The sequence below is a fragment of the Reichenbachiella agarivorans genome (genome assembly GCF_025502585.1).
GTDB classification, from domain to species: Bacteria; Bacteroidota; Bacteroidia; order Cytophagales; family Cyclobacteriaceae; genus Reichenbachiella; species Reichenbachiella agarivorans.
Genome location: NZ_CP106679.1, coordinates 3,269,129 through 3,293,838, shown reverse-complemented (window position 1 = coordinate 3,293,838; position 24,710 = coordinate 3,269,129). Strand labels below are relative to the sequence as shown.

General features: G+C 42.2%; 21 protein-coding genes. 9 read left to right on the top strand and 12 right to left on the bottom strand.

Going from position 1 to position 24,710, the window contains the following annotated elements; genetic code table 11:
- Positions 1-205 precede the first annotated feature (205 nt).
- The 6 genes from N6H18_RS13920 to dnaG all read right to left on the bottom strand — a co-directional run bounded on the left by N6H18_RS13920 (position 206) and on the right by dnaG (position 6,776).
- Positions 206-1,516: a hypothetical protein gene (locus N6H18_RS13920; protein ID WP_262308887.1), complete on the bottom strand. Its 1,311-nt coding sequence runs from the start codon at positions 1,514-1,516 to the stop codon at positions 206-208.
- Position 1,517: 1 nt separating this feature from the next.
- Complete coding sequence (locus N6H18_RS13915; RefSeq protein ID WP_262308886.1) at positions 1,518-2,342, bottom strand: anti-sigma factor family protein; 825 nt, start codon at positions 2,340-2,342, stop codon at positions 1,518-1,520.
- Positions 2,332-2,934 carry an RNA polymerase sigma factor gene (locus N6H18_RS13910; protein WP_262308885.1) on the bottom strand — a complete coding sequence of 201 codons (603 nt, stop codon included), beginning with the start codon at positions 2,932-2,934 and terminating at the stop codon, positions 2,332-2,334. Before N6H18_RS13910 ends, N6H18_RS13915 begins: the two co-directional genes overlap by 11 nt.
- A gap of 109 nt (positions 2,935-3,043) precedes the next feature.
- The gene (locus tag N6H18_RS13905) at positions 3,044-3,652 is read right to left on the bottom strand and encodes a hypothetical protein (RefSeq protein WP_262308884.1); all 609 of its coding nucleotides are present in this window, start codon (positions 3,650-3,652) and stop codon (positions 3,044-3,046) included.
- Positions 3,649-4,851, bottom strand: a complete 1,203-nt coding sequence (locus N6H18_RS13900) for a bifunctional 3,4-dihydroxy-2-butanone-4-phosphate synthase/GTP cyclohydrolase II (protein WP_262308883.1) — start codon at positions 4,849-4,851, stop codon at positions 3,649-3,651. The genes N6H18_RS13905 and N6H18_RS13900 overlap by 4 nt, the downstream gene beginning before the upstream one ends.
- Before the next feature lie 2 nt (positions 4,852-4,853).
- Entirely contained in the window at positions 4,854-6,776 is a 1,923-nt protein-coding gene (gene dnaG, locus N6H18_RS13895; RefSeq protein ID WP_262308882.1) for a DNA primase, read from the bottom strand.
- A 129-nt stretch (positions 6,777-6,905) separates the two neighbouring features.
- Between dnaG and N6H18_RS13890 the strand changes: the two genes are divergently transcribed.
- From N6H18_RS13890 to N6H18_RS13880, 3 genes are all read left to right on the top strand, one after another.
- Positions 6,906-7,994, top strand: a complete 1,089-nt coding sequence (locus N6H18_RS13890) for an Mrp/NBP35 family ATP-binding protein (RefSeq protein ID WP_262308881.1) — start codon at positions 6,906-6,908, stop codon at positions 7,992-7,994.
- 119 nt (positions 7,995-8,113) lie between these two features.
- Positions 8,114-8,377, top strand: coding sequence for a NifU family protein (locus tag N6H18_RS13885; RefSeq protein WP_262308880.1), 264 nt, complete (start codon positions 8,114-8,116; stop codon positions 8,375-8,377).
- 70 nt (positions 8,378-8,447) lie between these two features.
- Entirely contained in the window at positions 8,448-11,447 is a 3,000-nt protein-coding gene (locus N6H18_RS13880; protein WP_262308879.1) for a T9SS-dependent choice-of-anchor J family protein, read from the top strand.
- 1 nt (position 11,448) lies between these two features.
- On the opposite strand, the gene ddlA is transcribed toward N6H18_RS13880, so the two are convergent.
- Entirely contained in the window at positions 11,449-12,537 is a 1,089-nt protein-coding gene (ddlA, locus tag N6H18_RS13875) for a D-alanine--D-alanine ligase (RefSeq protein ID WP_262308878.1), read from the bottom strand.
- Positions 12,538-12,655: 118 nt separating this feature from the next.
- On the opposite strand from ddlA, the gene N6H18_RS13870 reads away from it, so the two are divergent.
- Positions 12,656-13,522: a PASTA domain-containing protein gene (locus N6H18_RS13870; RefSeq protein WP_262308877.1), complete on the top strand. Its 867-nt coding sequence runs from the start codon at positions 12,656-12,658 to the stop codon at positions 13,520-13,522.
- Positions 13,523-13,533: 11 nt separating this feature from the next.
- Complete coding sequence (locus N6H18_RS13865; RefSeq protein ID WP_262308876.1) at positions 13,534-15,366, top strand: T9SS type A sorting domain-containing protein; 1,833 nt, start codon at positions 13,534-13,536, stop codon at positions 15,364-15,366.
- Here the strand turns inward: N6H18_RS13865 and nspC are convergent.
- Together nspC and N6H18_RS13855 are read right to left on the bottom strand one after the other, a co-directional pair.
- Entirely contained in the window at positions 15,363-16,493 is a 1,131-nt protein-coding gene (nspC, locus tag N6H18_RS13860) for a carboxynorspermidine decarboxylase (RefSeq protein ID WP_262308875.1), read from the bottom strand. The two genes, N6H18_RS13865 and nspC, sit on opposite strands and share 4 nt — an antisense overlap.
- 94 nt (positions 16,494-16,587) lie before the next feature.
- The gene (locus N6H18_RS13855) at positions 16,588-17,790 is read right to left on the bottom strand and encodes a saccharopine dehydrogenase family protein (RefSeq protein ID WP_262308874.1); all 1,203 of its coding nucleotides are present in this window, start codon (positions 17,788-17,790) and stop codon (positions 16,588-16,590) included.
- Positions 17,791-17,945: 155 nt separating this feature from the next.
- Here N6H18_RS13855 and N6H18_RS13850 point away from each other — a divergent pair, with 155 nt between their 5' ends.
- Positions 17,946-18,554 (top strand): DUF4136 domain-containing protein, encoded by a 609-nt coding sequence (locus N6H18_RS13850; RefSeq protein WP_262308873.1) that lies wholly within the window; start codon positions 17,946-17,948, stop codon positions 18,552-18,554.
- A gap of 58 nt (positions 18,555-18,612) precedes the next feature.
- On the opposite strand, the gene bcp is transcribed toward N6H18_RS13850, so the two are convergent.
- From bcp to N6H18_RS13835, 3 genes are read right to left on the bottom strand one after another with little or no spacing between them, the layout of a single operon-like run.
- Entirely contained in the window at positions 18,613-19,065 is a 453-nt protein-coding gene (gene bcp, locus N6H18_RS13845) for a thioredoxin-dependent thiol peroxidase (RefSeq protein WP_262311615.1), read from the bottom strand.
- A 3-nt stretch (positions 19,066-19,068) separates the two neighbouring features.
- Complete coding sequence (locus N6H18_RS13840; protein ID WP_262308872.1) at positions 19,069-20,127, bottom strand: response regulator; 1,059 nt, start codon at positions 20,125-20,127, stop codon at positions 19,069-19,071.
- A gap of 3 nt (positions 20,128-20,130) precedes the next feature.
- Positions 20,131-21,375 carry a sensor histidine kinase gene (locus tag N6H18_RS13835; protein ID WP_262308871.1) on the bottom strand — a complete coding sequence of 415 codons (1,245 nt, stop codon included), beginning with the start codon at positions 21,373-21,375 and terminating at the stop codon, positions 20,131-20,133.
- A gap of 139 nt (positions 21,376-21,514) precedes the next feature.
- Between N6H18_RS13835 and N6H18_RS13830 the strand changes: the two genes are divergently transcribed.
- The 3 genes from N6H18_RS13830 to ccoS are packed head-to-tail and all read left to right on the top strand — an operon-like array spanning position 21,515 to position 24,709.
- On the top strand, positions 21,515-22,147 hold the full coding sequence (locus N6H18_RS13830) for a universal stress protein (RefSeq protein WP_262308870.1): 633 nt from the start codon (positions 21,515-21,517) through the stop codon (positions 22,145-22,147).
- A 16-nt stretch (positions 22,148-22,163) separates the two neighbouring features.
- Complete coding sequence (locus tag N6H18_RS13825) at positions 22,164-24,551, top strand: heavy metal translocating P-type ATPase (protein ID WP_262308869.1); 2,388 nt, start codon at positions 22,164-22,166, stop codon at positions 24,549-24,551.
- On the top strand, positions 24,548-24,709 hold the full coding sequence (gene ccoS, locus N6H18_RS13820; protein WP_262308868.1) for a cbb3-type cytochrome oxidase assembly protein CcoS: 162 nt from the start codon (positions 24,548-24,550) through the stop codon (positions 24,707-24,709). The genes N6H18_RS13825 and ccoS overlap by 4 nt, the downstream gene beginning before the upstream one ends.
- Position 24,710 lies beyond the last annotated feature (1 nt).

Genomic DNA, 24,710 nt, shown 5'->3' with positions numbered 1-24,710 from the left:
ACTAATATTTTAAATGATTATAAAGCAACCAATAGATAGCTTGAGTGCCAAAGCAGTGCAGACACTCACGGTGGCGTAACCAACGGGTGATTTGGATCAGGTATGTATGAAGCACTTTTCATTTTGAATGGGCAAAAGTAATCCTATTGTTGGAATAAGGAAATGAATAAGCAAAAAGGGCACTGAAATACAGTGCCCTTTTTGCTTATTCACCTTTGATGATGCTGATCTTGGATATAGCTATTTCACGCTTGATTTTCCCTTCGTTGTACTCGCTGAGGACAGATTGCTTGATGGTAGCCTTTACGCTTTTCGGCATTTTGCAATCATTGCATTGGGTCAAAGCAACCTGAAATACGAGACTTTCATTTTCTTCTAAACTTCTAAGTGTTTTTCCATAGTCTACCATATTTTCTTTGAGTTGCTGCTCAAATGCTGGGTACATTGCCTCTACTGTTTCATTTCTTTCCTTCTCTGTCAATCCCGTTTTTCCCTGTGAGACGATTTTATAATTATCCTTTCCTACTTGATAGGATGAGTACACTTTCATCTTGTAAATTGCCCCATAGTTATCCAGTTTTTCATACACGATGGGGGATGAAGTATAGTATGTGGTCGCCAAGTCTGATTTGTACAAGCGTTGAAAAATACTTGCCAAAAGTTCCAAATCAGCAATCTTCTTTTGGATCAATGGTGTTTTGGTGTACACTATTTTCTCTATGAGCTTTTCAGGACTCAGCTTACCCATATTTTTCGCTTCGATATCCTTGTAGCTCACAAAGGCACTGATTTTCGCGTCAGGCTCTCCTTCTTCTCCTCTAATTTTAGAAGTCAACATGATTTTCTCATCTGGTTTGAGTTGAGAGATCAAACCCGCATAGTCTGTAAAATAGACTTCACAAATCCTCGAAAACAAGTCTTCAAAATCAGCTTCAGTCGCTGTGTTTTTACTATCTCCTGATGATTTGATCACAATCACTCTTGGTTCTTCTGGGGCTTCTTCTATCACCTCTATTTCTTCGATTTGAACATGCTCTTCACTCTGCCTGTATTCCCTCTGGTGCGCCTCCTGCTCACTTCTGACATCCCGTTCGATTCTCCTTCTTTCTTGATCAGCCATTCTTCGTGCTTGCTCACTCTCTCTAGCCATTGCCTCTGCCTCTCTAGCCATGTGATCTGCCTGGGCTGTGATTCTCTCTACGTCCATTTGAATCCTCTCCATATCTATCTCCCAATTGGCATCATTGAACTCCCAATGGAAATCAAAATCAGATTTGAATCCCTGAGGAGAAAAATAACCCAGACGCTCCAGGTTGATCATCACGCCAAAATCAGGCATGTAGGTCGCTCCCACTTTGACCGAGTAAAACTCTCCTTCGTCTGCTTCTGACTTGACGAGTGATGCAATCACATCTTCTGAAATCTTAATGTCTCGATCCATTTTCTTGGAATCAAGTTCTTGTGCAATCAACTGATTGACCGTCAGCATGAGCACCGTGATTATTATTCCTTTCATTTTATTTGCTTTGAGTTTTGACAATATCATATAGGTTGGCTAGGAGGTTTTCTTGTTCAAGCTGTCTTACGCTGTAGTTGTCTTGCATCATACCTAGATTGGACTGAATCATCTCCATGTCATAGTTTCGTTGGTTTTGATAAAACTCATTGAAATCAGCCAATACCGTATTCATGTACTCCTTTTGCGTCTTGTTGGATACTACAAAGAAGTTTTCAATCATCTTCTTATTACCCTCGTTGAGTTGAGCCACATAGAGTTTGAGTACCTCGTCGGTTTTGATCTTGTGATTCAACAACCCTTGCTTCAACGCATTCTGGTTCTTTTTATGATTCTCATTGAGTTTCTCATCCATACTACTCGCCAATAGACCAAGCTCCGTCTGAGTACTTATCTTCTGTTGTGTTACTGCTTCATCTATCATTTGCTGCACCTGCTGAGCAGAGATTGCGGGCGCTGAATCAATGGACTGACCAAAACCTATATATAACTGACCTTGATTCTGAACCACTTTGAATTCCATCCAATATGCAGTGGTCAGCAATATCAATATTGAAGCGGCAACAGATAGACTCCATTTGAAGGAAGAATGGTTGAGCCATCCGCGCTGCAAATCCATTGCCTTATCAGCTAGCGCAAATGATGGAATCACAACGTCCTGTGCTTCTACGCTACCCAAAACACCCTGCACAGCAGACAATTCTTCGACTTTTGCCCTGAGTTGGGCATCCTCACCGAGAAGTTTTTCAAACTCCAACAGCTCATCTGCAGACATCTCGCCATAGAGATAGTCCATCATCTTCACTTCATCTATTTTATTTCCCATAGTCGTAGGATTCTTTGAATGCACGATTTTTAACTAATATCTTTTTCAGGTTACTCAAGCCATAGTACAAGCGCGACTTGACAGTATTTTCGGAGATATTGAGCACTTCTGCTATCTCTCTGAACTTCAATCCTTCATATTCCTTCATCAAGATCACCTCCTTTTGTTCCTCTCCCAACTGGTTGAGTGATGCGATTACGATCGATGATAATTCACTGCGGTCATAGACCTGCGCAAATGTCTCTCCTCCATCGACTTCCACGTGTTTGGAATCGTCACCATCAGACACAAACATCTTGGCGACACGGGTCATTCTTCTGCTTTCCTCCCTACAGACATTCAGAGCAATGATGTAAAGCCATGATTTGAACTTCCCAATATCCTCTAGTTTGAGTAAGTGATCATAAACTTTGATGAAAGTCCGTTGTGCTGCTTCGCTGGCTTGGTCATGGTCGTGACAGTATTTGTAACAGAAGTTATAAATCTTCTTGTACCATAGCCCGACCACTTCATTGAATGATTTTTTGTCACCCAGCTTGGCACGCTCGATAAGTTTCTCCGTATGATCCAAAGCGATATTAGGCAAGCTCATTGGTCTCGATTAGTTCCGTCCTGTTTTGATCCATATATCCCTAGGATGAATACTGGATTCAAAAAGTTTTACAACAGAAGAAATTTATGTAAGATTCGTGAGACTCTGGCTAGATGGAGTTGTAGAAGGCTACTATTCTAATCAAATCTCGCACTTCATTGGGGTCAAGGCGGTTCTTTTTGATGTATTCCTTGATCTGATCTGGACGTTGATCTAGGATGGTAAACAATTCACCTTTTTTACCCGAGTACATGACTATTTCTCCCGACTTGAATGCAAAATAGTAAGTCAGAGAAACACGTTCCCTTGAGACAGTCGACACACCATAATATGACTGACTATAGGGGTCTGTTTCCACAACGATCTTTTCTCTACACAGCAGTGTCGTCGGTCCTTCGTACAGGACTTCAAACAAAATAGGTGCTCTGAAGTCGTAGCTGACGTTGTATGGGATGGAGTAGAACTTGCGGTAGTTCTTCAATACACTATCAAAAAATTCCACATACATTACTTTCTTGCTGTTGTAAGCTTGTATTTTTTGATTCTCATTGAGGATTTGAATGGTATTGACTTCCATATCGTATTTCAGATCTCCATGGACGGTATCACCATCCATGGTCACCAACCATCCCTTGTGCCACACCCGAGAAGAAAACTCCTGACTGTAACCAGTCCATGACACAAAAAATAACGATATGAAAGTCAAGTATTTAATCATTTTTTCAAAATGCTGTGACCCATTTTGTCACGTTTGGTCTCCAAGTATTTTTGATTGTGCTTATTGGGGATTACTTCCATCGCGATATTCTCTACAATCTCAAGACCATAGCCCATCAAACCTACTCTTTTTGTTGGATTATTAGTAATCAAACGGATTTTAGTCACTCCTAGGTTGTTGAGAATTTGCGCACCTACACCGTAATCTCTATGATCACCTTGGAATCCTAGTTTTTCATTGGCCTCTACTGTATCCAAGCCTTCTTCTTGAAGCTTGTATGCCATCAACTTGTTGGTGAGCCCGATACCTCTTCCTTCCTGATTCATGTATAGCACGACACCTTTGCCTTCTTCCTCAACCATCTTCATTGACTTGTGTAATTGATCTCCACAATCACATCTACACGAGCCAAAAATATCTCCAGTCACACAAGATGAGTGTACCCTGACCATTACAGGTTCATCTTTCTCCCACTCACCTTTGACCAAAGCCAAATGTGTTTCTCCTGTGCTCAATTGCTTGTAGGAAGTCAATTTGAAATCCCCCCATTCAGTAGGCATGTTGACGGTAATTTCCTTTTGAATCAAAGATTCCTTCTCCATTCGGTAAGCAATCAAATCTTTGATCGAAATCAATTTGAGTTTGAATTTGTCTGCAACCACTCTCAAATCTGGGAGTCTTGCCATACTGCCATCTTCATTCATGATCTCCACCAAGACACCTGCAGGCTCCATCCCTGCGAGTCGTGCCAAATCTATGGCTGCCTCTGTATGTCCTGCTCTGCGCAGTACGCCACCTTTTTTTGCTCGCAAAGGAAAAATATGACCTGGTTTGCCGAGTTCGTCAGGCTTGATTGTAGGATCAACCAAGGCTTTGATGGTTTTGGCTCTGTCGCTGGCCGAAATCCCCGTGGTGCAACCATGACCAATCAAGTCAATAGAAACTGTAAAGGGTGTTTCATAAGCTGCCGTATTTCTACCTACCATCAACTCCAAACCCAACTCGTCACAACGGCTTTCGACCAATGGTGCACAAATCAATCCTCTACCATGAGTAGCCATGAAATTGATAATCTCAGGTGTCACACTCTCAGCTGCACACACAAAATCGCCTTCATTTTCTCTGTCTTCGTCATCTACTACGATGATCACTTCACCTCTTTTGATAGCCTCTATTCCTTCTGATACTAAATCTAACATGTCTACTTTACGGTAACGTTTCCTAATTCTTTAGCGATGGCCATTTCCATCTTTTTCAAGTCACTTATTACGGACAAATATCCGTCAATTTCTTTTTCATCTACTGCCAACTTCATTTTATCCATGTTGTCAGCAATCATTTTTCTTATAATTCTAAACTTAAGTCTGAGAATGCTCCCAAATGCAGATTTTTTGAGCGTATCTCTCTCATGCGCTACCGAAATCTGAAACTTGTCGGACCAATTGGGACTCAATTCGTGTCGCTCGGTAGATAGGTCGACCGCTACAGTGCGCACCTCTTCATCCGAATGACTCAACAAATCTCTCAAACTCGTCACTTTACCCTCTAACAAATTTTCTTTGAAAATGTTCAAAAGTCGGTCATATATCGGGGTGGTAAATTCAATATCTTCGGACTCGGTCAATATGTATTGCGCCAAATTGATTTCCTGACCCTCCAACCCTACGATCAATTCTTGTCCGTAGTTGATCAACATGCGGATATTTTCTCGTTCTTGATTTTGCAGTACTGTTTGAGGCAGAACTTGTTCTTCCAAATCCTGAGGATCGGCAAATAAATCCGCAGGTGGCTCCATTGGCATAGGAGCCTGATATTTGGCTTTGCTTTCGTTGAGCAATAGTTTGTTCAGTTCGGTCAGCAGCGTAGATTCTTCTATCCCCAACTGGGAGCTAGATTGCTGCAAATAAACTGTGCGCTTGATCGGATCAGGAATCAACGAGATGCTGTGGACTACCTCTCTGATCGATTCTGCTCTTTTGATAGGATCAACTGTACCTGAGATATACAAATCCGTCTTGAAAGAAATAAAATCAAGACTATTCTTATTCAAATATGCCTTGAAAGCCTCTCCCCCAATCTGCCGAGAATAACTGTCTGGATCTTCGCCATCAGGGAAACGAACCGCCTTGACATTGAGACCACCAGTCAGCATCATATCTATTCCTCTCATGGACGCCTTGATACCTGCCTTGTCACCATCAAATAGCACCGTGACATTGTCGGTATATCGCTTGATCAATTTGATTTGATCCTCGGTCAATGAAGTCCCCGAAGACGCCACTACGTTTTTGATCCCAGCTTGGTAGAGCGAGATCACATCTGTGTAGCCCTCTACCAGGTAGCAATTCGCTAGGTTTCTAATTTCATTCTTTGCCTGAAAAATTCCATAAAGGATTTTACTCTTGGTATATAAGTCTGTCTCAGGACTGTTGATATATTTAGGCCCCTTCTCTTGACTCTTGAGTGTACGAGCACCAAACGCAATGACTTTGCCTGAGATATTGTGGATTGGAAAAGTAACTCTACCCCTAAAACGGTCATAAGATTTGTCCTCCTTGACGATTTTCAATCCTGCCTTTTCGAGATACGCCTCATTGTATCCTTTTTTATTAGAGGCATCTATTAATCCCTGCCACTGATCTAGGGCATAACCCAGATCAAAAGTCCGCATCGTCTCTTCGCTAAAGCCTCTTTCTTTGAAATAAGTCAGTCCAATATTTTTGCCTTCATCACTGTTCCACAGATTGTCTACGAAATGATCCTTGGCAAAATTGAGTGCGATAAACAAACTCTCTCGTTCGTTTTGGGCATGATTGTACTCTTCACTCCTTTCGTCCTCTTCTACGGTAATGCCGTATTTCTGAGCCAGGTATTTGAGTGCCTCCATGTAGCTAAGGCCATCTATCTCCATCAAAAACGTGATTGGATCTCCACCTTTGCCTGTGCTAAAGCATTTGAAAATATTCTTGGAAGGTGAGACGACGAAAGATGGTGTCTTTTCGTCTGTGAATGGACTCAATGCCTTGTAACTAGAACCCGCTTTTTTGAGTTGAACGAAATCACTAATCACTTCATAGATGTCCATACGGTTTTTGATTTCCTCTATGGTATGATTACTGATCACTTATTTCTCTTAATTAGTTTTTGGGTCTTTGGGATTACAAATCTAGCACGAAATTAACTCATTATATGATACAAAAAGCCGATATCACTTAACTTGCGGACAAATTCAACACAAAGCGACATTACTGCATTGAAAGTAACAAACAAAGAAGTACTCCAGGCACTCAGTACCGTGCAAGACCCCGATCTCAAACAGGATTTGGTCACCCTCAAAATGATCAAAAATCTGGTTGTCACTGACGAGAAAATCAGTTTCACCGTAGAGTTGACCACCCCAGCCTGTCCACTCAAGGAAAAGATCAAAAAGGACTGCATGGAAGCAGTAGAAAAAGTAGCCAATGGATTGAAAATCGAATTGGATATGAGTGCACAAGTTACTTCGACAAGAGGCCAATCATTCACTTTGCCCAAAGTCAAAAACATCATTGCCGTCTCCTCTGGCAAAGGCGGTGTAGGCAAATCTACTGTTACAGCCAATCTAGCTGTTGCGCTGGCCAAAAGTGGTGCAGAGGTGGGTATCATCGACGCAGACATCTTTGGCCCATCTATCCCTACCATGTTCAACTGCGAACATGAACAACCAGACATGGTCATGGAAGATGGCAAAAATCTGATCATCCCTATCATGCAATATGGTGTCAAACTGGTATCAATTGGGTTTTTGACGCCAAAGGACAACGCCATCGTATGGAGAGGTCCTATGGCCAGTTCTGCATTGAAGCAATTCATCAGTGACGTCAAATGGGGCGAACTAGATTACTTGTTGATCGACTTGCCTCCTGGGACCAGTGACATTCACCTGACGCTCGTACAATCTGTACCTGTGACAGGTGCAATCATCGTAACTTCACCGCAAAAAGTAGCGATTGCTGATGCCCGAAAAGGTTTGGCCATGTTCAAACTACCCCAAATCAACGTACCTATTCTTGGTGTAATCGAAAACATGGCCTATTTCACACCCGCAGAACTCCCAGATAGCAAATACTATATTTTCGGACAGGACGGAGGAAGAAAACTGGCAGAGAAAGAAGAAGTACCATTTTTGGGAGAAATTCCAATTGTACAATCTATCCGAGAGAGTGGCGACAGTGGATATCCTGCAGTCATGAAAGAAGGAATCACAGAAGATGCCTTTACTGAACTGGCTCAATCTGTCGCAAGACAGGTAGCCATCAGAAATGCAAATGGAGAGAAAACAAAGGTTGTGCAGATGAGTTGATAATAGTGAGTGGTTAGAAAAAGTCTCAACACGCAATACTTAGTACTAGATACTACTTTTAGACTTTCTACGCATGAATTAAATATTTCAGGTTAAATTTGATTACTCAAAACCAATATATGGATAGCAACAAAAAAACAGAGCTTTTAGTCAGAATCAATGAATCCATTGGCAATATCAGACCATATCTGGAAGCGGATGGTGGAGATGTGCGTGTGTTGGACATAGACGATGATTATGTCGTGCATGTAGAACTATTAGGAGCATGTGAATCATGTCCTATGTCACACATGACTATGAAAGCAGGCATAGAAGAGGCGATCAAAAGAGTAGCACCAGAGGTGACTGCTATCAGAGCCAAAAACACACAGCCAGCAGGATAGTTCTCGATTTTCACATGAAATTCTTTCAGAATCGTTGAAACTTTGATTAGTTTCAACGCTTTCATATCCTGTGTACAAACTACTCCTATATCCCCTACTTACCCTCATTGGTTTTACTGCCGTGTCTCAAGACAGGTGCGGTACTGTTCCATTCAACGAAGCGAAACAAACTTTCCCTCAAGAATCCAAAGAAGCATTTGAGAATTGGATGCACAAACGCATACAGTACAAAAAGAACTTTAGAATCAATAGTACCCAAAGTGACCTAGTCTATACGATCCCAGTTGTCGTACATGTAGTGCATCAGGGAGAAAGTATCGGTACTGCGAGCAACATCCCTGACGAGCAAATCATCTCTCAAATCCAAACCATGAACGAGGATTTTAGAAGAACCAATGAGGACGCGAATGATACGCCGTTAGATTTTTTGCCCTTTGCCGCAGATACTCGAATTGAATTCAAACTAGCCGTGAGGGATCCAGAAGGCCTCCCTACCAATGGCATCAACCGCGTGCGTGGCAGTAGAGACGACTACAGCATCAATCAGCTAGATGATCTCGCGCATGAGAGCTACTGGGATGCCAACCAATATTTCAACATATGGGTTTCAGATTTGAGCAATGATTACATTGGTTATGCACAATTTCCACTATCCAACCTCGTGGGATTGAATATAGAACAATCCAATGACGCTCTGACAGACGGTGTATTCATTGATTACCAATATTTTGGAACGGGCTACAACACAGATGATTTTTCCAGAGGCAGGACCGTCACACATGAAGTAGGTCACTGGCTAGGCTTGAGACACATATGGGGTGATGCTTCTAATTGTAGCGCAGATGATTACTGCGATGACACGCCTCTACAGCAGAGCAGCACGAATCCCAATATGGACTGTAGCGAAGCATCAATATCCTTTTCCTGCACGACCACAGACATGACCCAAAACTACATGGACTACACAGCTGACAAATGCATGAATCTGTTCACCTTAGATCAAAAAGAAAGGATGAGGACAGTGATTGAAAACAGTCCTAGAAGAACCGTCCTACTGACAAGTCCTGCACTGCAAGAGGTCGTGCAAGTAGCCAATGACCTAGGAATCTATCAAATCATAGAACCCAGCTCTGGCAATTGTGACAAAAACATCACGCCTACACTACAAGTCAAAAACTATGGAACCAATGCAATCACCTCTTTCGATGTACAGCTCAAAGTCGATGGTGTCATCATTCAGACCTTATCTAGCAGTCAAAACTTAAATCTGCTAGAAACTGCGGAAATTGAATTTGATCCTTATGCGGTAAACAACACTTCCAGTTTGTTTGAATTTCTGGTGACCACAGTCAATGGAGGTAGCGATGGCAACAGTGGCAACAACAGTCGTACAGTAGAGGGTTACTTTCCCGATTGGACTACTATCCCATTGGATCAAGATTTCACCAACAGCAGCATGACAGGAAGCAGTGACTGGCACATCATAGGTAATTGGTCTTATGGGGTTGCTGCTGACGAAAGTGCCAGCAACGAAGCAGCCATTTTGTCCTACGCTGGGAGTAGCTCGGATCAGCTTGGTACACTGGATTACCTCATCAGTCCCGCAATCAGTTTGATAGGCATTGCCACTGCAGACCTGAACTTTGATTATGCCTTTGCTGCCGTACCAGGCAACTACACTGATGGGTTAGCAGTGATTGTATCAACCGACTGTGGCAACACCTTCCCTGTAGAAAACACGCTATTCTCTCAATTGGCCCCCTACCTTGGGACTACTTCTCAGAGCAGTAGTCCCTTTTCCCCAAGTGGTTTAGGTGACTGGAAAAATGTAGAACTCAACCTCAGTTCATATACAAACCTCGATGAAATTGTATTGGCTTTTGTAGGGCAGAATGGAAATGGCAACAACATCTATTTGGACAATATTCACATCACAACAACCAGTGTCACCAATCATGATGCATTGATCAAATCCGTGAATAACATTCCTGTTGTCAGTTGCCTGAGTGATTTTCAGGCCAATATTGAAGTCCGAAACAATGGTTTCTCAAATCTTACCTCCTTTAAAGTAACGGGGAAAGTGGGCAAAATCACGCAATCCAAAGAGGTAGATCAAGTCAATCTTAGTCCTGGACAAAACACTACGGTAACCCTCCTGTTTGAGGATATAGAAGCAGGTGAATGGTCTGCCGATTTCAACGTATCCTCACCTAATGGGCAAAATGATGAACTGCCTACCAATGATAACTTCAGTCAATATTTTATTGTCAATGCGAGTGTAGAAGAATTACCTATCAAGATCGATTTTTTGACCAAACCGCCCTATGAGTTATGGAAAAAATACAGCTCATCCAATCTCCAATATTGGGAACTCTACGTCAACCCATCTGACGACCGGGATCGATCCATGCACTACAATGCATTTGACAACATCAATCTTGGTCTAGTCAATCAGTTTGTCAGCCCAGTACTTGACCTCAGCGAATTAGATGAAGCCGCTATGCGTTTTGACTACTCCTATGCCTACAGTACGGGACGCAATGATCGACTGCAAGTACTCCTATCCACAGATTGTGGCCAGTCCTTTGATGAAGTGCTATTTGATAAAAACGGGGCTGGGTTGGCCGTCACGGAAACAAGTTCAGAGTGGTTTCCAGAAAGTGAAGAAGATTGGATCACAGAGACTTTAGACCTGAGTGCTTATACCGGCATGAGTGACATTAGATTGTCCTTTTCATTTACCAATCAGCATGGCAACAATTTATTCCTAGACAACATCGAGTTCTTTGATGTGGCAGCACCTGACAATATTGATTTGGATGGCAAAATCAGAATTTACCCTAACCCAGCGAGTGATCAATTCAACGTCAAAATCAATTTCTACGAGAAACAAAATGCAATCATAAGACTCATCAACATGAATGGAGAAGTCCTCATGGAGCAAAAAATAGACAACGTGCTCAATCAAGTCTATCTCATTGACAACCTATCTCTCCGATCTGGCATCTACATCTTACAAGTGATTGGTGATCATGATCGGGCATCTAGCAGGGTGATGATCAATCGCTAACTCAAATAGACGTCCTCAATCCAGCAATTTTCTGATGTCTATCGATGGCAAGATCTATCAGTTTGGAAATCAAATTGGTATAGGTAACTCCACTGGCTTCCCAGAGTTTGGGGTACATGCTGATCTTGGTAAATCCAGGAATGGTATTGATTTCGTTGACCAGAATGCGGTTGTCTCGGGTGAGAAACACATCCACTCTGGAGAAGCCTTCACACTCCAACACTTGGAAAGTCTCTATGGCTATCTTTTGTATTCTGGCGATTTGTTTGTCGTCTATCTTGGCTGGTATGTCAATCTGATAACCTTTGTCATCCAAGTATTTGGCCTCATAAGAATAAAAATTATGAGAGAAAGAAATTTCACCAGGAACAGAGGCTTCTGGAAATTCATTACCCAAGATCGCGCACTCGATCTCACGACCGTCAATGAACTGCTCAATCACAATCTTTCTATCATATGCAAAGGCTTCATCCAAAGCTTTGTTGTACTCTGCTTCGGTCTCGGCACGACTGACTCCTACCGACGACCCCATATTGGCTGGCTTCACGAAAACAGGCAAACCCAATTCAGACTGAATATATTTGAAGGTAGGTCTTTTCTCATGTGCTCTCAATGCAATGTACTTCCCAATCGGTAAGTCCGCATCTCTCAAGATTCGCTTCATCACGTCCTTGTCCATACCTACAGCAGAGCCTAGTACATCACAGCCTACAAAGGGAACATCTGCTAGCTTGAGCAACCCCTGTGTCGCACCATCTTCACCCAAAGGCCCGTGCAAAATAGGAAATATCGCATCCACTTTTTCTGCCAACTCCCCTGAAGCTACATAGTGAAATTGGCCTGTACTATGTGGCACCAAGGCCACCTCTTGGCAGTCCGAATTGAGACTGAGATTCTCCCCTTCTCCTTGAATCAATTTGGCTTCAGAACTGTACAACCAACGTCCGTCTTTGGTAATCCCAATCAACACGGGTACAAACCTCGTGAGATCAAGAGCATCGATCACATTTCTTGCAGAGCGAAGCGAAATCTCATGTTCAGCTGATTTCCCTCCAAATAGGATTCCTACGTTGATTTTTTCATTAGCCATATAAGAGCAAAACTATAAATAAGTTTGATTTGAAATAATGGCTTCACGTTTATTTCAAAAATATTTCCCTTCGAAAGGAATAAGGTATTAATTTGCCCTTTGACAAATCATCCTTTCCATGGAGCAAAACGAAGAAAAGAAAAAGACAAGCAAAACAAAATTTTTGAAGCACCTGGGCTTTGCCACGGCTACAATGATCTTTTTAATTTATGCTGTATTCAAGTTTTATTTCCCTCTCATCACCAATCATGGTGAAAGCATGACCGTTCCTAATCTGGAAGGCATCTCACTGGCTGATTTGGACGAGTATTTGGAAGAGAGAGATTTGCGCTATGAAATTGAGGAAGATTCTGGCTATTCAGCACAATACCCTCCGTTGACCGTATTGAAACAATTCCCCATGGCCAACTCGAAGGTAAAACAAGGACGAAAAATCTACATCACGCTCAATGCCGTGAAACCACCTGTTGTCAAAATCCCTTCGTTGAAGGGGCGTTCCCTCAAAAACGCTCAATTGGAATTGAGGAGTTTAGGATTGGAGTTGGGTGAAATCAGGTACCAGCCAGATTTTGCACTGAACACCATCTTGGCACAATACCATGAGGGCAAAGCCATCCAAGCAGGTCAGGAGATCGCCAAAGGGTCTATCATAGACTTTGAAGTAGGCGATGGTCTGGGTAATCAGAATTTTCAGATGCTCAACCTCAAAAACCTGAGCCTAGATGAAGCAATCTTCGTGTTGCGTGGATTTGGTCTCAATGTAGGTGATGTCTATTACGAGAAAAGTGGACATATCTCTACTCAATATACCAATGATCAAGGGGAAACAGCTTACAAAAAAGAAACAGTAAATCCTGGAAAAGTTTTCAAACAAAACCCCGCTTCAGATATGACTGCCAGAATCGGTCAAAGCATTGATCTATGGGTAGTAGAGATTGACTCTGCAGCCTTGGGAAACACGCCGAGTCTAGAACTAGCTGAATAAACACAAATAGCATGCAAAAAAAGGCACTTTTCCTTTGGGTCATCCTACTGAGCTGTAGCTTGGTGGATGTATTGCATGCGCAGCTGTTGGTCAGTCCTATCGGACATCGCACAGCAATTGAAAGCACAAAAAATGCCCGAATTTTGGCTACTGGAGATACACTAGAACTACCGTTTTGGGATGATTTTTCATGGTCACTCTTACATGCTGACAGTTCTTTGTGGAATATTGAGAATAGTCAAAATGTATTCATCAACCTGACCATGGCGATCAAACCACCCAGCATAGGTGTAGCAACCTTTGATGGTACCAATGCACTGGGATTGCCTTACTCTGATGAAACTACAGCCTTGGACAATGACATCCTTGAGTCCAAACCAATCAATTTGGCCAATTTAGAAGCTGCTGACAATGTGTACTTGAGCTTCTATTGGCAAAGAGAAGGCTATGCAGAAAAGCCCGAACCAGATGACTCTTTGTTTGTCTCCTTTCTAAATGCAGACGAAAAATGGATTGTGATGTATGACGGTGACTTGATAGGACTTGACAGCAGTAATTATCAATGGTATAAAAAAAGTATTCACATCAAAGACCCACAGTTTTTGCATGGGGGTTTTAAATTCAAAATCACTGGTCACGGCAACCCTACCGGTCCTTTTGATGTATGGCATGTGGATTATGTAATATTGGACAAAAACAGGACTATTGCCAACGAATCTATCAAGGATTTTACCATCTCGACACAACCTACCTCGCTGTTCAAAAGCTATAGCAATATCCCCTTTGATCAATTCTTCACATACCCTGACACCATTTTTGCGTCTCCTTCATTCACACTGACGTCCCTATCAACTGATGCCAACAATCCTGATTTTAATTTTATTGTCAGAGATTTCCTCAATGGAAACACTCTATCTGACGAACCTCAGAACACTTCGCAACTACCGCTACAAGGAGTGGATTATCAGCAGGATTACGAAGTATCGCCTTTGACCATGGCTCATTTTACTCCTTTCCAAAATCTAGATTCTCTATTTCTGGAATCAGAAATCACATTCATAAGCAACGATGAGCCTTACTACAGAGTCAACGACACGGTGCGATTCTATACTGAAATACACGAAACACTCTCTTATGATGATGGGACTGCGGAATTTGCTGCGGGAGTGAACCTAACCACGGGTGAAATAGCTGTGCAATACAGTCTTCCTAGTCCAGATACGCTCACACATGTGGACATATTCTTTCCAATCATCTATCCTCTACCAGATGTGGCAACCATCAATTTATTAATCTACAAAGACCTATCCGAAGAGGCTGTTGCAACCCTTCGCAAACAAGAATACAGTGTCAGTTATGCGGATTCACTCAACAAGTTCTCTCGCTATGAGTTGACTACTCCGGTCGTTTTGCCAGCGGGTGAGTTTTATATCTCGATGAAGCAATACACCAATAGCTATGTCCCCATCGGATTGGATAAAAACACCAACAATGCCAGCAAATTCTACTACAAGACAGGAGGAGATTGGATTCAAAACAGTGACCTCAATGTCCCTGGCTCCATCATGATGAGAGCTATTTTTGCTGACAATGATCATGTCGTGATGGTAACCGAAGAAGAGTCTGAACAAGCCACATTCACACTCTACCCCAATCCCGCCAATCAACAGCTGAACATTGCAGGAGAAGTCGATCAGGTACTGATCATCGACTTGGCAGGAAAAACACACATCATCAGCGATAAAAACAAAATCCCAACCGGTCAATTGCCGAATGGGATTTATGTAGTCAAAATTACCAGCAGAGACCAAGTCTCCACGCACAAATTAGTAATTCGTCACTAAGACAATCTGTTTCTAAAATCTTCGTAACCAAATTCTTTTACTATCTTGAATGTCCCCCCTGGCGTCAAGATGCCTATACTCGGATGAGGGACTCCGTTGAAGGTAGAGGTCTTGACCATCGTATAATGGATCATATCCAAAAAGGTGATGCTATCCCCTATTTTCAGTTCCTGATCAAAACCATACTCCTCTAGGAAATCTCCCGCCAAACAGCTGACACCACCCAAACGATAGAGAAACTTCTTGCCCTCAACTTCTCTGCTACCTTCGATCAAATTGGGTCTGTACGGCATTTCCAGACAATCAGGCATGTGACAAGTGAATGATGCATCAATGATGGCCGTGTTGACTCCATTGCGACTCACTACGTCCAGCACTGTGGTCTTCAAGAATCCCGTCTCCCATGCAAAGGCACTTCCGGGTTCCAGGATGATTTTCAAATCATGCTTGGTCTTGAAATCACGTAAAATCTGCACCAAGTGATCTGTGTCATAACCCTTTCTGGTCATCAAATGTCCTCCACCGAGGTTGAGCCATTGGGCTTTGGGTAGCAGATGTCCAAACTTCTCTTCAACTGCCTTCAATACTTTTTCCAGTGCATAAGAAGTACTCTCGCAAAGCACATGCACATGTAACCCTTCTACTCCCTCAGGAAGTCCCCCAGAAAGTTCGTCCTTGGTGATCCCTAAGCGGGAATGTGGGGATGCAGGGTTGTACAACGCTGTCTCTACGTCTGACTCTTCAGGATTGATCCGCAAACCCACCGACACTTTCTGCTCAGCACATTTATGCTTGAATCGCTCAAACTGCTGCAGAGAATTGAATGTCAAATGACTCGATCCCTCGCATATTTGATCAAAATCCTGATCCGCATAGGCTACGCAATAAGTATGCGACGCAGTCTTCATGTGCTCGTTGCACAACAACATCTCGTTGAGAGAACTGGCAGTAGCACCACTGATATACTCACGCACGATAGGAAAAGCGCTCCACATAGAGAATCCCTTAAAAGCCAAAATAATATCTATCTCGGCTCTTTGACTTACATCTTGGATCAGTGCTAGATTCCTTCTTAATTTTTCTTCTTCCAAGACAAAGCAAGGAGATGGAATAGTATTTAAACTCATGTTTCTTTATTAGATTTTAGAAACTAGACCCTAGATATGAGACTAAAATTCGTCCAATATCTAGGGTCTAGTAATCTAGTGTCTAGTGTCCAGATTAAAGTTCCAAATCACCATCATGCACCTCAACCCAAGGCAAACCTTGCGTCATCAATTGTTCCATAAATGGGTCTGGATTCATTTCCTCGACATTGAACACACCTGCTCCTGACCATTTTTTGGTCAGCAACATCATCGCACCTATCATCGCAGGTACACCGGTGGTATAAGACACACCTTGTGCTCTGGTCTCATCAAAGGCTGCTTGATGGCTACAGTTGTTGTACACATAATAGGTCTTGTCTTGACCGTCCTTTTTACCCTTGATACGGCAACCAATGGATGTCTCACCTACATAGTTGTCACCCAAACTACCTGGATCAGGTAATACTGCCTTCAAGAATTGCAATGGAACAATCTCTTTACCCTCATAGTTGATTGGTTCGATGCTCGCCATACCGATGTTTTGGATCACTCTGAGGTGTGTCAGGTACTCATCCCCAAATGTCATCCAGAATCTGGCTCTTTTGAGGGATGGAAAATTCTTAACGAGTGACTCTAGTTCTTCATGATAGATCACATAGCTGGCCTTTTTACCTATACTTGGATAAGTCAGGTCCTTTCGGATCTCGTGTGGCTCGGTCTCTACCCACTGTCCATTTTCCCAGTAGCGTCCTTTTTGGGTCACCTCTCTGATGTTGATCTCTGGGTTGAAATTGGTAGCAAATGCTTTGCCATGGTCTCCGCCATTGCAATCGACGATATCTAGGTATTCGATGGTATCAAAGTGGTGCTTGGCTGCATAGGCCGTGTAGATACTGGTCACACCTGGATCAAAACCACAACCTAATATGGCTGTAAGACCTGCTTGCTTGAATCTATCTTGGTAAGCCCACTGCCAACTGTATTCAAACTTGGCTTCATCCTGTGGCTCGTAATTAGCAGTATCTAGGTAGTGCACACCCGTTTCTAGACATGCATCCATGATTGTCAGGTCTTGATAAGGTAGAGCTACATTGATCACCAACTCTGGCTGAACTTCCTTGATCAATTTAACCAATTCGGGCACGTGATCAGCATCTACTTGTGCAGTACTGATGGTGACGCCTAATCTTGTTTTGATGTCCTCAGCGATCAAATCACATTTGGACTTGGTTCTACTGGCGAGACAAATCTGTGTAAAAACATTGTTGTTTTGTGCGCATTTGTAGGCGACAACTCTCCCCACGCCACCTGCACCGATGATTAAGACTTTAGACATTTTTGTTTAATGTTATTTTGACAAAAATAAGAAAACCGTGTCTTTCAAGATACACAGACTTCCTTTTTAAATTGAAGCGGAAATTTAGCTATTGATTCTTGAATTTGTTTTGATTAACTTAAGAGTGTTTTCCAAAAACTTAAATTTAACCTATCATGAACAAACTGATTTTCTTCGCATCCTGCCTGTTCTACTTGGTGATTACTGCTTGTTCCAGCCAAAAGGATTTCGTCATAGAGTCTGACTACAGCTACAATGGTCAATTCAAAAAATACAAGACCTTTGACTTTATTGTCATGAGTGAGCACGACAGTCTCATTCACAAGGAATTAATAGAAAGTACCATTGCTTCGAGAATGCACGCACAGGGCTACCGCTATAAAATGGAAAAACCAGACCTACTCATCACCTACAAAATCTTCCAAGAAAACTTTGCAATGAAAGGCTATACCCAGCCTAGTTTTGAAAAATGGGTAGGCGAAGATTGGAGCGAAAGGTTGATGGTAGATGACAAATTTGTCAGAAGCTCTAGCAACAACATGTCAGCAGAGTATAACGATCAGAAGTACTATATGTACGACGGCACCATGCTCATTTCCTTTTTTGATAGACGCAAGAGACAAACCGTTTGGCAAGGATATGCATCTGGCGTCTTTAGCCAAGGTGATGCTACCTCTGAGCGAAGTGTCAAACTCGCTACAGCCAAAATATTCAGAGAATTCAAGATTGTGGCCAATGGCTACATCATCAAAAAGGACGTGTAAACAAAAAATACCCCTGCATAGCAGCTAATAGAAACTTTGTACGCAATACGAGAGACAACTAGGCACCTAATATCTGTGCACTATGATCCTTCGTCTTCACCTTGCCAATGATTTCTTCTATTATGCCTTTTTCATTGATCACAAAGGTAGTCCTGAGTGTCCCCATATAGGTACGGCCGTACATTTGCTTCTCACCCCAAGTTCCGAACATCTCATGAATAGCCTTGTCCGTATCTGCAATCAGATCAAAAGGCAGATTCTGCTTTTCGATGAATTTGATGTGAGATTTTTCGGTATCAGTACTCACCCCTAAGACCTCATAGCCCTTAGCCAGCAAGTCCTGGTAGTTATCTCTTAAATTACAGGACTGGGTAGTACATCCTGGTGTATTGTCCTTCGGATAAAAATACAATACCAATTTCTTACCTGCATAATCAGACAATTTCACGTTTTCACCATTTTGGTTTTTTCCTTCGAATGCTGGAGCAGCATCCCCTACTTGTAGTTCTATCATTTAGTATCCTCTTGAAATAATAATAGCCAAGCCCTCCGTGTTGAGCAGCTTGATCTTGTTCGATTGTATCTCTATCAACTTCTCGTTTTTGAAATCTGACAAGGTACGTATCACAGATTCTGGAGAAGTCCCGACAATATTAGACAAATCCTCCCTAGAGAGGGAGAAAGAATCCTTTTCATCTCCAAAATTCTTCTTCACCGACAAAAGTGCCTCCGCCACACGTTGCCTGACCGAATTGTAAGCAAGATGTAACATCTTCTCTTCGATTTCCTTGATGTTTTTGGATAAGATCTTGATAAAACTGCTCGCTACTGATCTGTCCTTGTATATCAACTGCAAAAAATCATCCTTAGGTATAAAATAGGCCTCAACATCCTCTATTGCCATGGCTCCTTCACTATGATCCGACTGGGTAATCAAATCATTGAATCCCAGAAACTCTTCCTTGCCAAACAATCCGGTAATCAACTCTTTGCTATCTGTATTGGTTTTGTAAGTCTTGACTTTTCCAGACTTGATATAGACCAAGTGATTAGGAAAATCCCCCTGATGATAGAGGTTCATTTTCTTTTTGTATGTTCTAAGTTTTTTTTCTTTGGACAAATCCTTTAGGCTTTGAATCTGCTTGGCATCATTAAAAAAATTATCCAGTCCTGACACGCTGGTCTCATAGTCTTTTTGTATATGTCGTGTACGGTGGAGCCTGGCCTCCACTGCATCGAGCAACTCTACATCATCGTATGGTTTGGTCAGGTAGTCGTCTGCACCTAGATTCATTCCCTTTCTCATATCAGATTTTTCTGCCTTGGCGGTCAAAAATATGAAAGGTATATGTGAGGTTACTGGATTTTTCATAACGATGTGAAGCACTCCATAGCCATCTAGTCCAGGCATCATGATGTCACATATAATCAGATCTGGAATCTCTTGTCTGAGCATTTCGATCCCTTCTTTGCCATTGGAGGCAGTCAAGACTCCATAGCCTGCCAGTTCTAATATCTCGGCGGTGTTTTCTCTAACACTGTCATTGTCTTCGATCAGTAGTATTTGTTGCATAGGTTAATTATTAAATTTGACAGTAAAAGTGGATCCTTTCCCTTCTACACTTTCAAAGCTGATTTTGCCATCAAGTAACTCTAAGTACTTTTGAACAATGTTTAGACCCAAACCAGTCCCTTGGATATGGTGAGAGTTGTGCGCTCGGAAAAACTTACCAAACAGATATTTCTGATCATTTTCAGGAATTCCCATGCCCTGATCTTTGATCTGAAACACCAATCCATAGTCATCTGATTGCACCAACAAATGGATTTCAGAGCCTTGATCAGAATATTTGATTGCATTGGAGAGCAAATTGGTGAGTACCTGTCTCAATATCTGTGGATCAGTAACTAAGTAACAGCTATCCGATGGGATGGTAAACAAAATATGCTGATCTTCCTTGGTAATCGTACTCAATTCCGAAACCAGTTCGGTAACCAAAGCGCCTATTTCTACACGAACCTTCTCAACATGCATCTTGCCTGCATCAATTTTTTCTAGAGACAAAAACTCGTTGAGAATACTGGTCAGTTCAGAGACGTTGGCCTTGATTCGGTTGATGTGTTTGTCTCTATTCTCTTGAGTCTCGGAGGTAGTGTATCTTGCGATCAAGGCAGCAGATGACAAAATCGTACTCAGAGGAGTTCTAAACTCATGAGAAGCCATAGACACGAATCGACTTTTCATTTCATTGAGTTCTCTTTCCTTGGACAGTGCCTTGTTGGCCTCATTTTCAGCCTTGATTCTTTCTATAATCTCTTCTTCCAAATGGATATTGCTCTGCTTGAGATCATTGACCACTTCTTCGAGTTCTCGGGTTCGCTCCTCTACGCGCTTTTCCAACTCAGCAGCATACTCAATTAATTGCTCTTCACTGCGTTTCAGTGCGATTTCGGCTTTCTTGCGAACAGAAATATCTATCACATGGACTATAATGGCTTCTTCGCCACCAATAAGCGCAGGATTCAAACTAATTTCCACTGGAAACAAAGAACCATCTTTGCGCACTGCCTCCAAATCTCTCCCCACTCCCATTTGTTTGGAGATCGGGTGTTGCATGTATTGGGAGCGAGTATGTTGATGGTGAGTCCGCTTGGCAGAGGGAACAAAGTCCTCCACTGACATTCCAACGAACTCTTCCATCGAATAACCAAACAATTTTACACACTGAGGGTTGACCAAAATCACCTTCCCATGTTTGAACACGAGAATCCCCTCGATAATCGAATTGAATATTTCCTTATACGCTTCTGTATTGTTCAATGCTTAGTTTTTTGATCGAAACAAAACTAATGAAAGCCTTCAAGGTGAAAACTGATTTTAATCATAATTTCCAATGACCTGTCTCTTAAAGCCCTTCTGTTACTATTGCTAAGTTTGGGGCTACTTAAACCTTCAATCAATGCAAGCAGGTAGTTTCAATATTTTAATTCTCACAGATTTTTCGATCGTCTCCAAGGCGGCAGTTAGATGGGGCTATGAGTGGTCTCGCCATCCTTCATCCAAAGTAACATTACTCCATGCCTACAGATTGATCACACAAAACAACCTCGGTGGAGACACAGCCATTGAGATCAAAGAACAGATCATTCAGGAAAACCAGACCAAATATCAAATGCTTCAAAATGAGTTCAACTTAGACTCTGTATCCTCTTGGGATTTTAGACTAGAACTAGGTTTCATTCATCATGTAGCAGCTCAAGTTTCAAAGGAATGTCATGCCAACTTGGTCATCATGGGTTGTGACATGATGAAACAGTCTGTCCTCTCCAATGACTTATTCAACATTATTCAGTCCTTGCCCATACCTATTCTATTGGTGAGTTCTGAACAAACTGATCCAGTCAAAACTCATACTACAGATCTAATCATCCCTTGTCAAAAAGATAAATTCACAAAAAACCCAGACTTATACATACGACGATTAAGTCATGCCGACGAAAAAGCATTGCTTCTATATCATCACGATACAGACCCCAAACAATTACTAGATTCGTTGCATGCGCTATCCTCCAAAGTCGCTAATTTTAATTAATCGTATAGATTGACTCATGGAGATATTGGAAGAGGTAAAATGTTTTCACTGTGGAGAAGATTGTGAAGAATCTCATCATCAGGTTGATGAGAAGGCATTTTGCTGTTTAGGTTGCAAGACGGTGTACCAATTGTTGGAAGAAAATGACCTCTGTACTTATTATGATCTGGGAAAAACACCTGGCAATCAGCTGAAAGATTTCTTCGTAAACAAGTACAATTTTCTAGAGAATGCAGAGATAGCTGATCAACTCCTTGATTTTGACTCCCCTGAATATCGGAAAATCACCTTTGATATTCCATCCATCCATTGTAGTTCGTGCATCTGGTTGCTAGAAAATCTCTCTCGATTTGACGAGGGCATCATTCACTCAAGGATCAACTTTGGTGCAAAAAGGCTAACGATAGACTTCCGACCCCAACAGACAAACGTCAAATCCCTCGTCGAACTGCTGTGTCAACTGGGCTATGAACCAGAAATCACACTAGACAGACAAAGCAACAAAGAAACACATGCTACCCATAAGAGTACTTTTATCAAACTAGGTGTTTCAGGGTTTGCCTATGGCAATATCATGCTCTTTTCCTTTCCGGAGTATTTTGGCATCAATATCGACTCAGAGTTCATCCCCTATTTTGGATACTTGAATCTTGCCCTCTCCCTTTTCGTCTTGATGTACTGTGCTCAGGAATTTTTCATCTCGGCCTACAAAGGACTCAGCAAGAAAATACTAAATATCGATCTTCCAATAGCTATGGGCATACTGGCATTGTTTGTCAGGAGTAGCTACGAGATCATCTCTCAAACTGGCGCAGGCTACTTTGACTCCATGGCTGCACTTGTCTTTTTGTTGTTAATTGGACGATGGTTCCAAGGACAAACTTACCGCAAACTCTCCTTTGATAGGAATTACAAATCCTATTTCCCTCTGGCTGTCTATAGGATCAAAAACCAGGAGAAAAAAAGTGTATTGGTCGAAACGCTCCAAGTGGGCGACCGAATAGAGATTCGCAACCATGAGATCGTACCTTGTGACTCGATTCTCATCGATCCAATAACCCAAATCGACTACAGTTTTGTCACGGGTGAGTCTCAGTCTGTACAGGTCACCGAAGGTGAAAAAATCTACGCTGGCGGCAGAATCAATGGTACCGCAGTCCGCATGGACATACTCCAAGTCGTATCTCACAGCTACCTGACTCAACTCTGGAACAATGACGTGTTTTCCAAAGAAAGTCATCTCGAAGAACACCTCATCATCAATCAAGTCAGCCGGTATTTCACCCCAATCATTTTGGCAATTGCGGTGACAGCTGCGATCGTCTGGGCTTTCATAGATGGCTCTGGCGTCTTGAATGTATTTTCTTCAGTACTCATCATTGCATGCCCATGCGCATTGGCTCTGACAGCTCCTTTCACATTGGGCTCTGTCCTCAACCTGCTTGCAAAGCATCAATTTTATCTCAAAAACACCGAAGTAATCGAACGAATGTGGAAGACAACCCATATTGTCTTTGACAAAACGGGTACCATTACCAACAGCGAAAACGCTACGGTTGCCTTTCTTGGAGATGAATTGACGCAAGAAGAAAAATGCCTAGTGGCTGCATTGGTTGTTCACTCCACACATCCGCTCAGCCAGGCCATCTATACATTATTGGAGAGTCAAGCCTCAGTTCAAAAACTAGAGATAATGGACTTTGAAGAAACCAAAGGCAAAGGCCTATCTGGGAAAATTAATGGTAAATATATCACCATAGGCTCAGCTCTGTCCATAGGATTACCACAGCAAAGTTCCCAACTAGAAACTCGGGTTTATCTCAAAATAGACCATCAAATCAAAGGCTATTTTGGCATTCAAAACAGCTACAGAAAAGGTCTGAAGCAGATGTTGGATACGTTACAATCTCACTTTGATTTTACTATCCTATCGGGAGACAATCCAGCAGAAGCACAAAATTTAGAAGTCTTATTTCCTCCCCATACCAACCTTTATTTTGATCAGTCCCCTGTTGACAAATTGAACAAAATCAATAGGATTGAAGAAAATCAAAACTGCATCATGGTAGGTGATGGACTCAATGATGCTGGCGCACTCAAAGCTAGTACGGTGGGTATTTCTATCTCTGACAGTCTTTCTTCCTTCACCCCAGCTAGCGATGCGATTCTTCAAGGCAAGCGATTGGTACAACTAGCTGATTTCATGCTGTTGATCCGGCAAGCTAAGGTTGTCATTGTCATTGGTTTTGTGATTTCATTTGCTTACAATATCATTGGGCTCAGTTTTGCTGTTGCAGGCATGGTAACTCCTATATTTGCTGCCTTACTCATGCCTATTAGTAGTATTTCGGTGGTAGGATTTACCACTTTGAGTATCAAATGGCTTGGCCGACGCATCTTATGACCATCATCATCGCACTTATATTGATCAGTTTGCTAGTGGCATTGATCTTCTTGTGGCTCTTCGTATGGTCTGTCAGATCGGGTCAATATGACGACACTGATTCACCAGCCGTCAGAATACTAATGGACGACATCAAAAGACCAAAGAAAAAAGACTGAT

Bases quoted from the DNA above. Each gene is read 5' to 3' on its own strand.
- N6H18_RS13855 (WP_262308874.1), bottom strand. From the start codon at position 17,790: ATGTCTAAAGTCTTAATCATCGGTGCAGGTGGCGTGGGGAGAGTTGTC.
- N6H18_RS13900 (WP_262308883.1), bottom strand. From the start codon at position 4,851: ATGTTAGATTTAGTATCAGAAGGAATAGAGGCTATCAAAAGAGGTGAA.
- N6H18_RS13850 (WP_262308873.1), top strand. From the start codon at position 17,946: ATGAACAAACTGATTTTCTTCGCATCCTGCCTGTTCTACTTGGTGATT.
- ddlA (WP_262308878.1), bottom strand. From the start codon at position 12,537: ATGGCTAATGAAAAAATCAACGTAGGAATCCTATTTGGAGGGAAATCA.
- N6H18_RS13830 (WP_262308870.1), top strand. From the start codon at position 21,515: ATGCAAGCAGGTAGTTTCAATATTTTAATTCTCACAGATTTTTCGATC.
- N6H18_RS13915 (WP_262308886.1), bottom strand. From the start codon at position 2,342: ATGGGAAATAAAATAGATGAAGTGAAGATGATGGACTATCTCTATGGC.
- ccoS (WP_262308868.1), top strand. From the start codon at position 24,548: ATGACCATCATCATCGCACTTATATTGATCAGTTTGCTAGTGGCATTG.
- N6H18_RS13865 (WP_262308876.1), top strand. From the start codon at position 13,534: ATGCAAAAAAAGGCACTTTTCCTTTGGGTCATCCTACTGAGCTGTAGC.
- N6H18_RS13885 (WP_262308880.1), top strand. From the start codon at position 8,114: ATGGATAGCAACAAAAAAACAGAGCTTTTAGTCAGAATCAATGAATCC.
- N6H18_RS13870 (WP_262308877.1), top strand. From the start codon at position 12,656: ATGGAGCAAAACGAAGAAAAGAAAAAGACAAGCAAAACAAAATTTTTG.
- N6H18_RS13905 (WP_262308884.1), bottom strand. From the start codon at position 3,652: ATGATTAAATACTTGACTTTCATATCGTTATTTTTTGTGTCATGGACT.
- N6H18_RS13920 (WP_262308887.1), bottom strand. From the start codon at position 1,516: ATGAAAGGAATAATAATCACGGTGCTCATGCTGACGGTCAATCAGTTG.
- nspC (WP_262308875.1), bottom strand. From the start codon at position 16,493: ATGAGTTTAAATACTATTCCATCTCCTTGCTTTGTCTTGGAAGAAGAA.
- N6H18_RS13825 (WP_262308869.1), top strand. From the start codon at position 22,164: ATGGAGATATTGGAAGAGGTAAAATGTTTTCACTGTGGAGAAGATTGT.
- N6H18_RS13910 (WP_262308885.1), bottom strand. From the start codon at position 2,934: ATGAGCTTGCCTAATATCGCTTTGGATCATACGGAGAAACTTATCGAG.
- N6H18_RS13840 (WP_262308872.1), bottom strand. From the start codon at position 20,127: ATGCAACAAATACTACTGATCGAAGACAATGACAGTGTTAGAGAAAAC.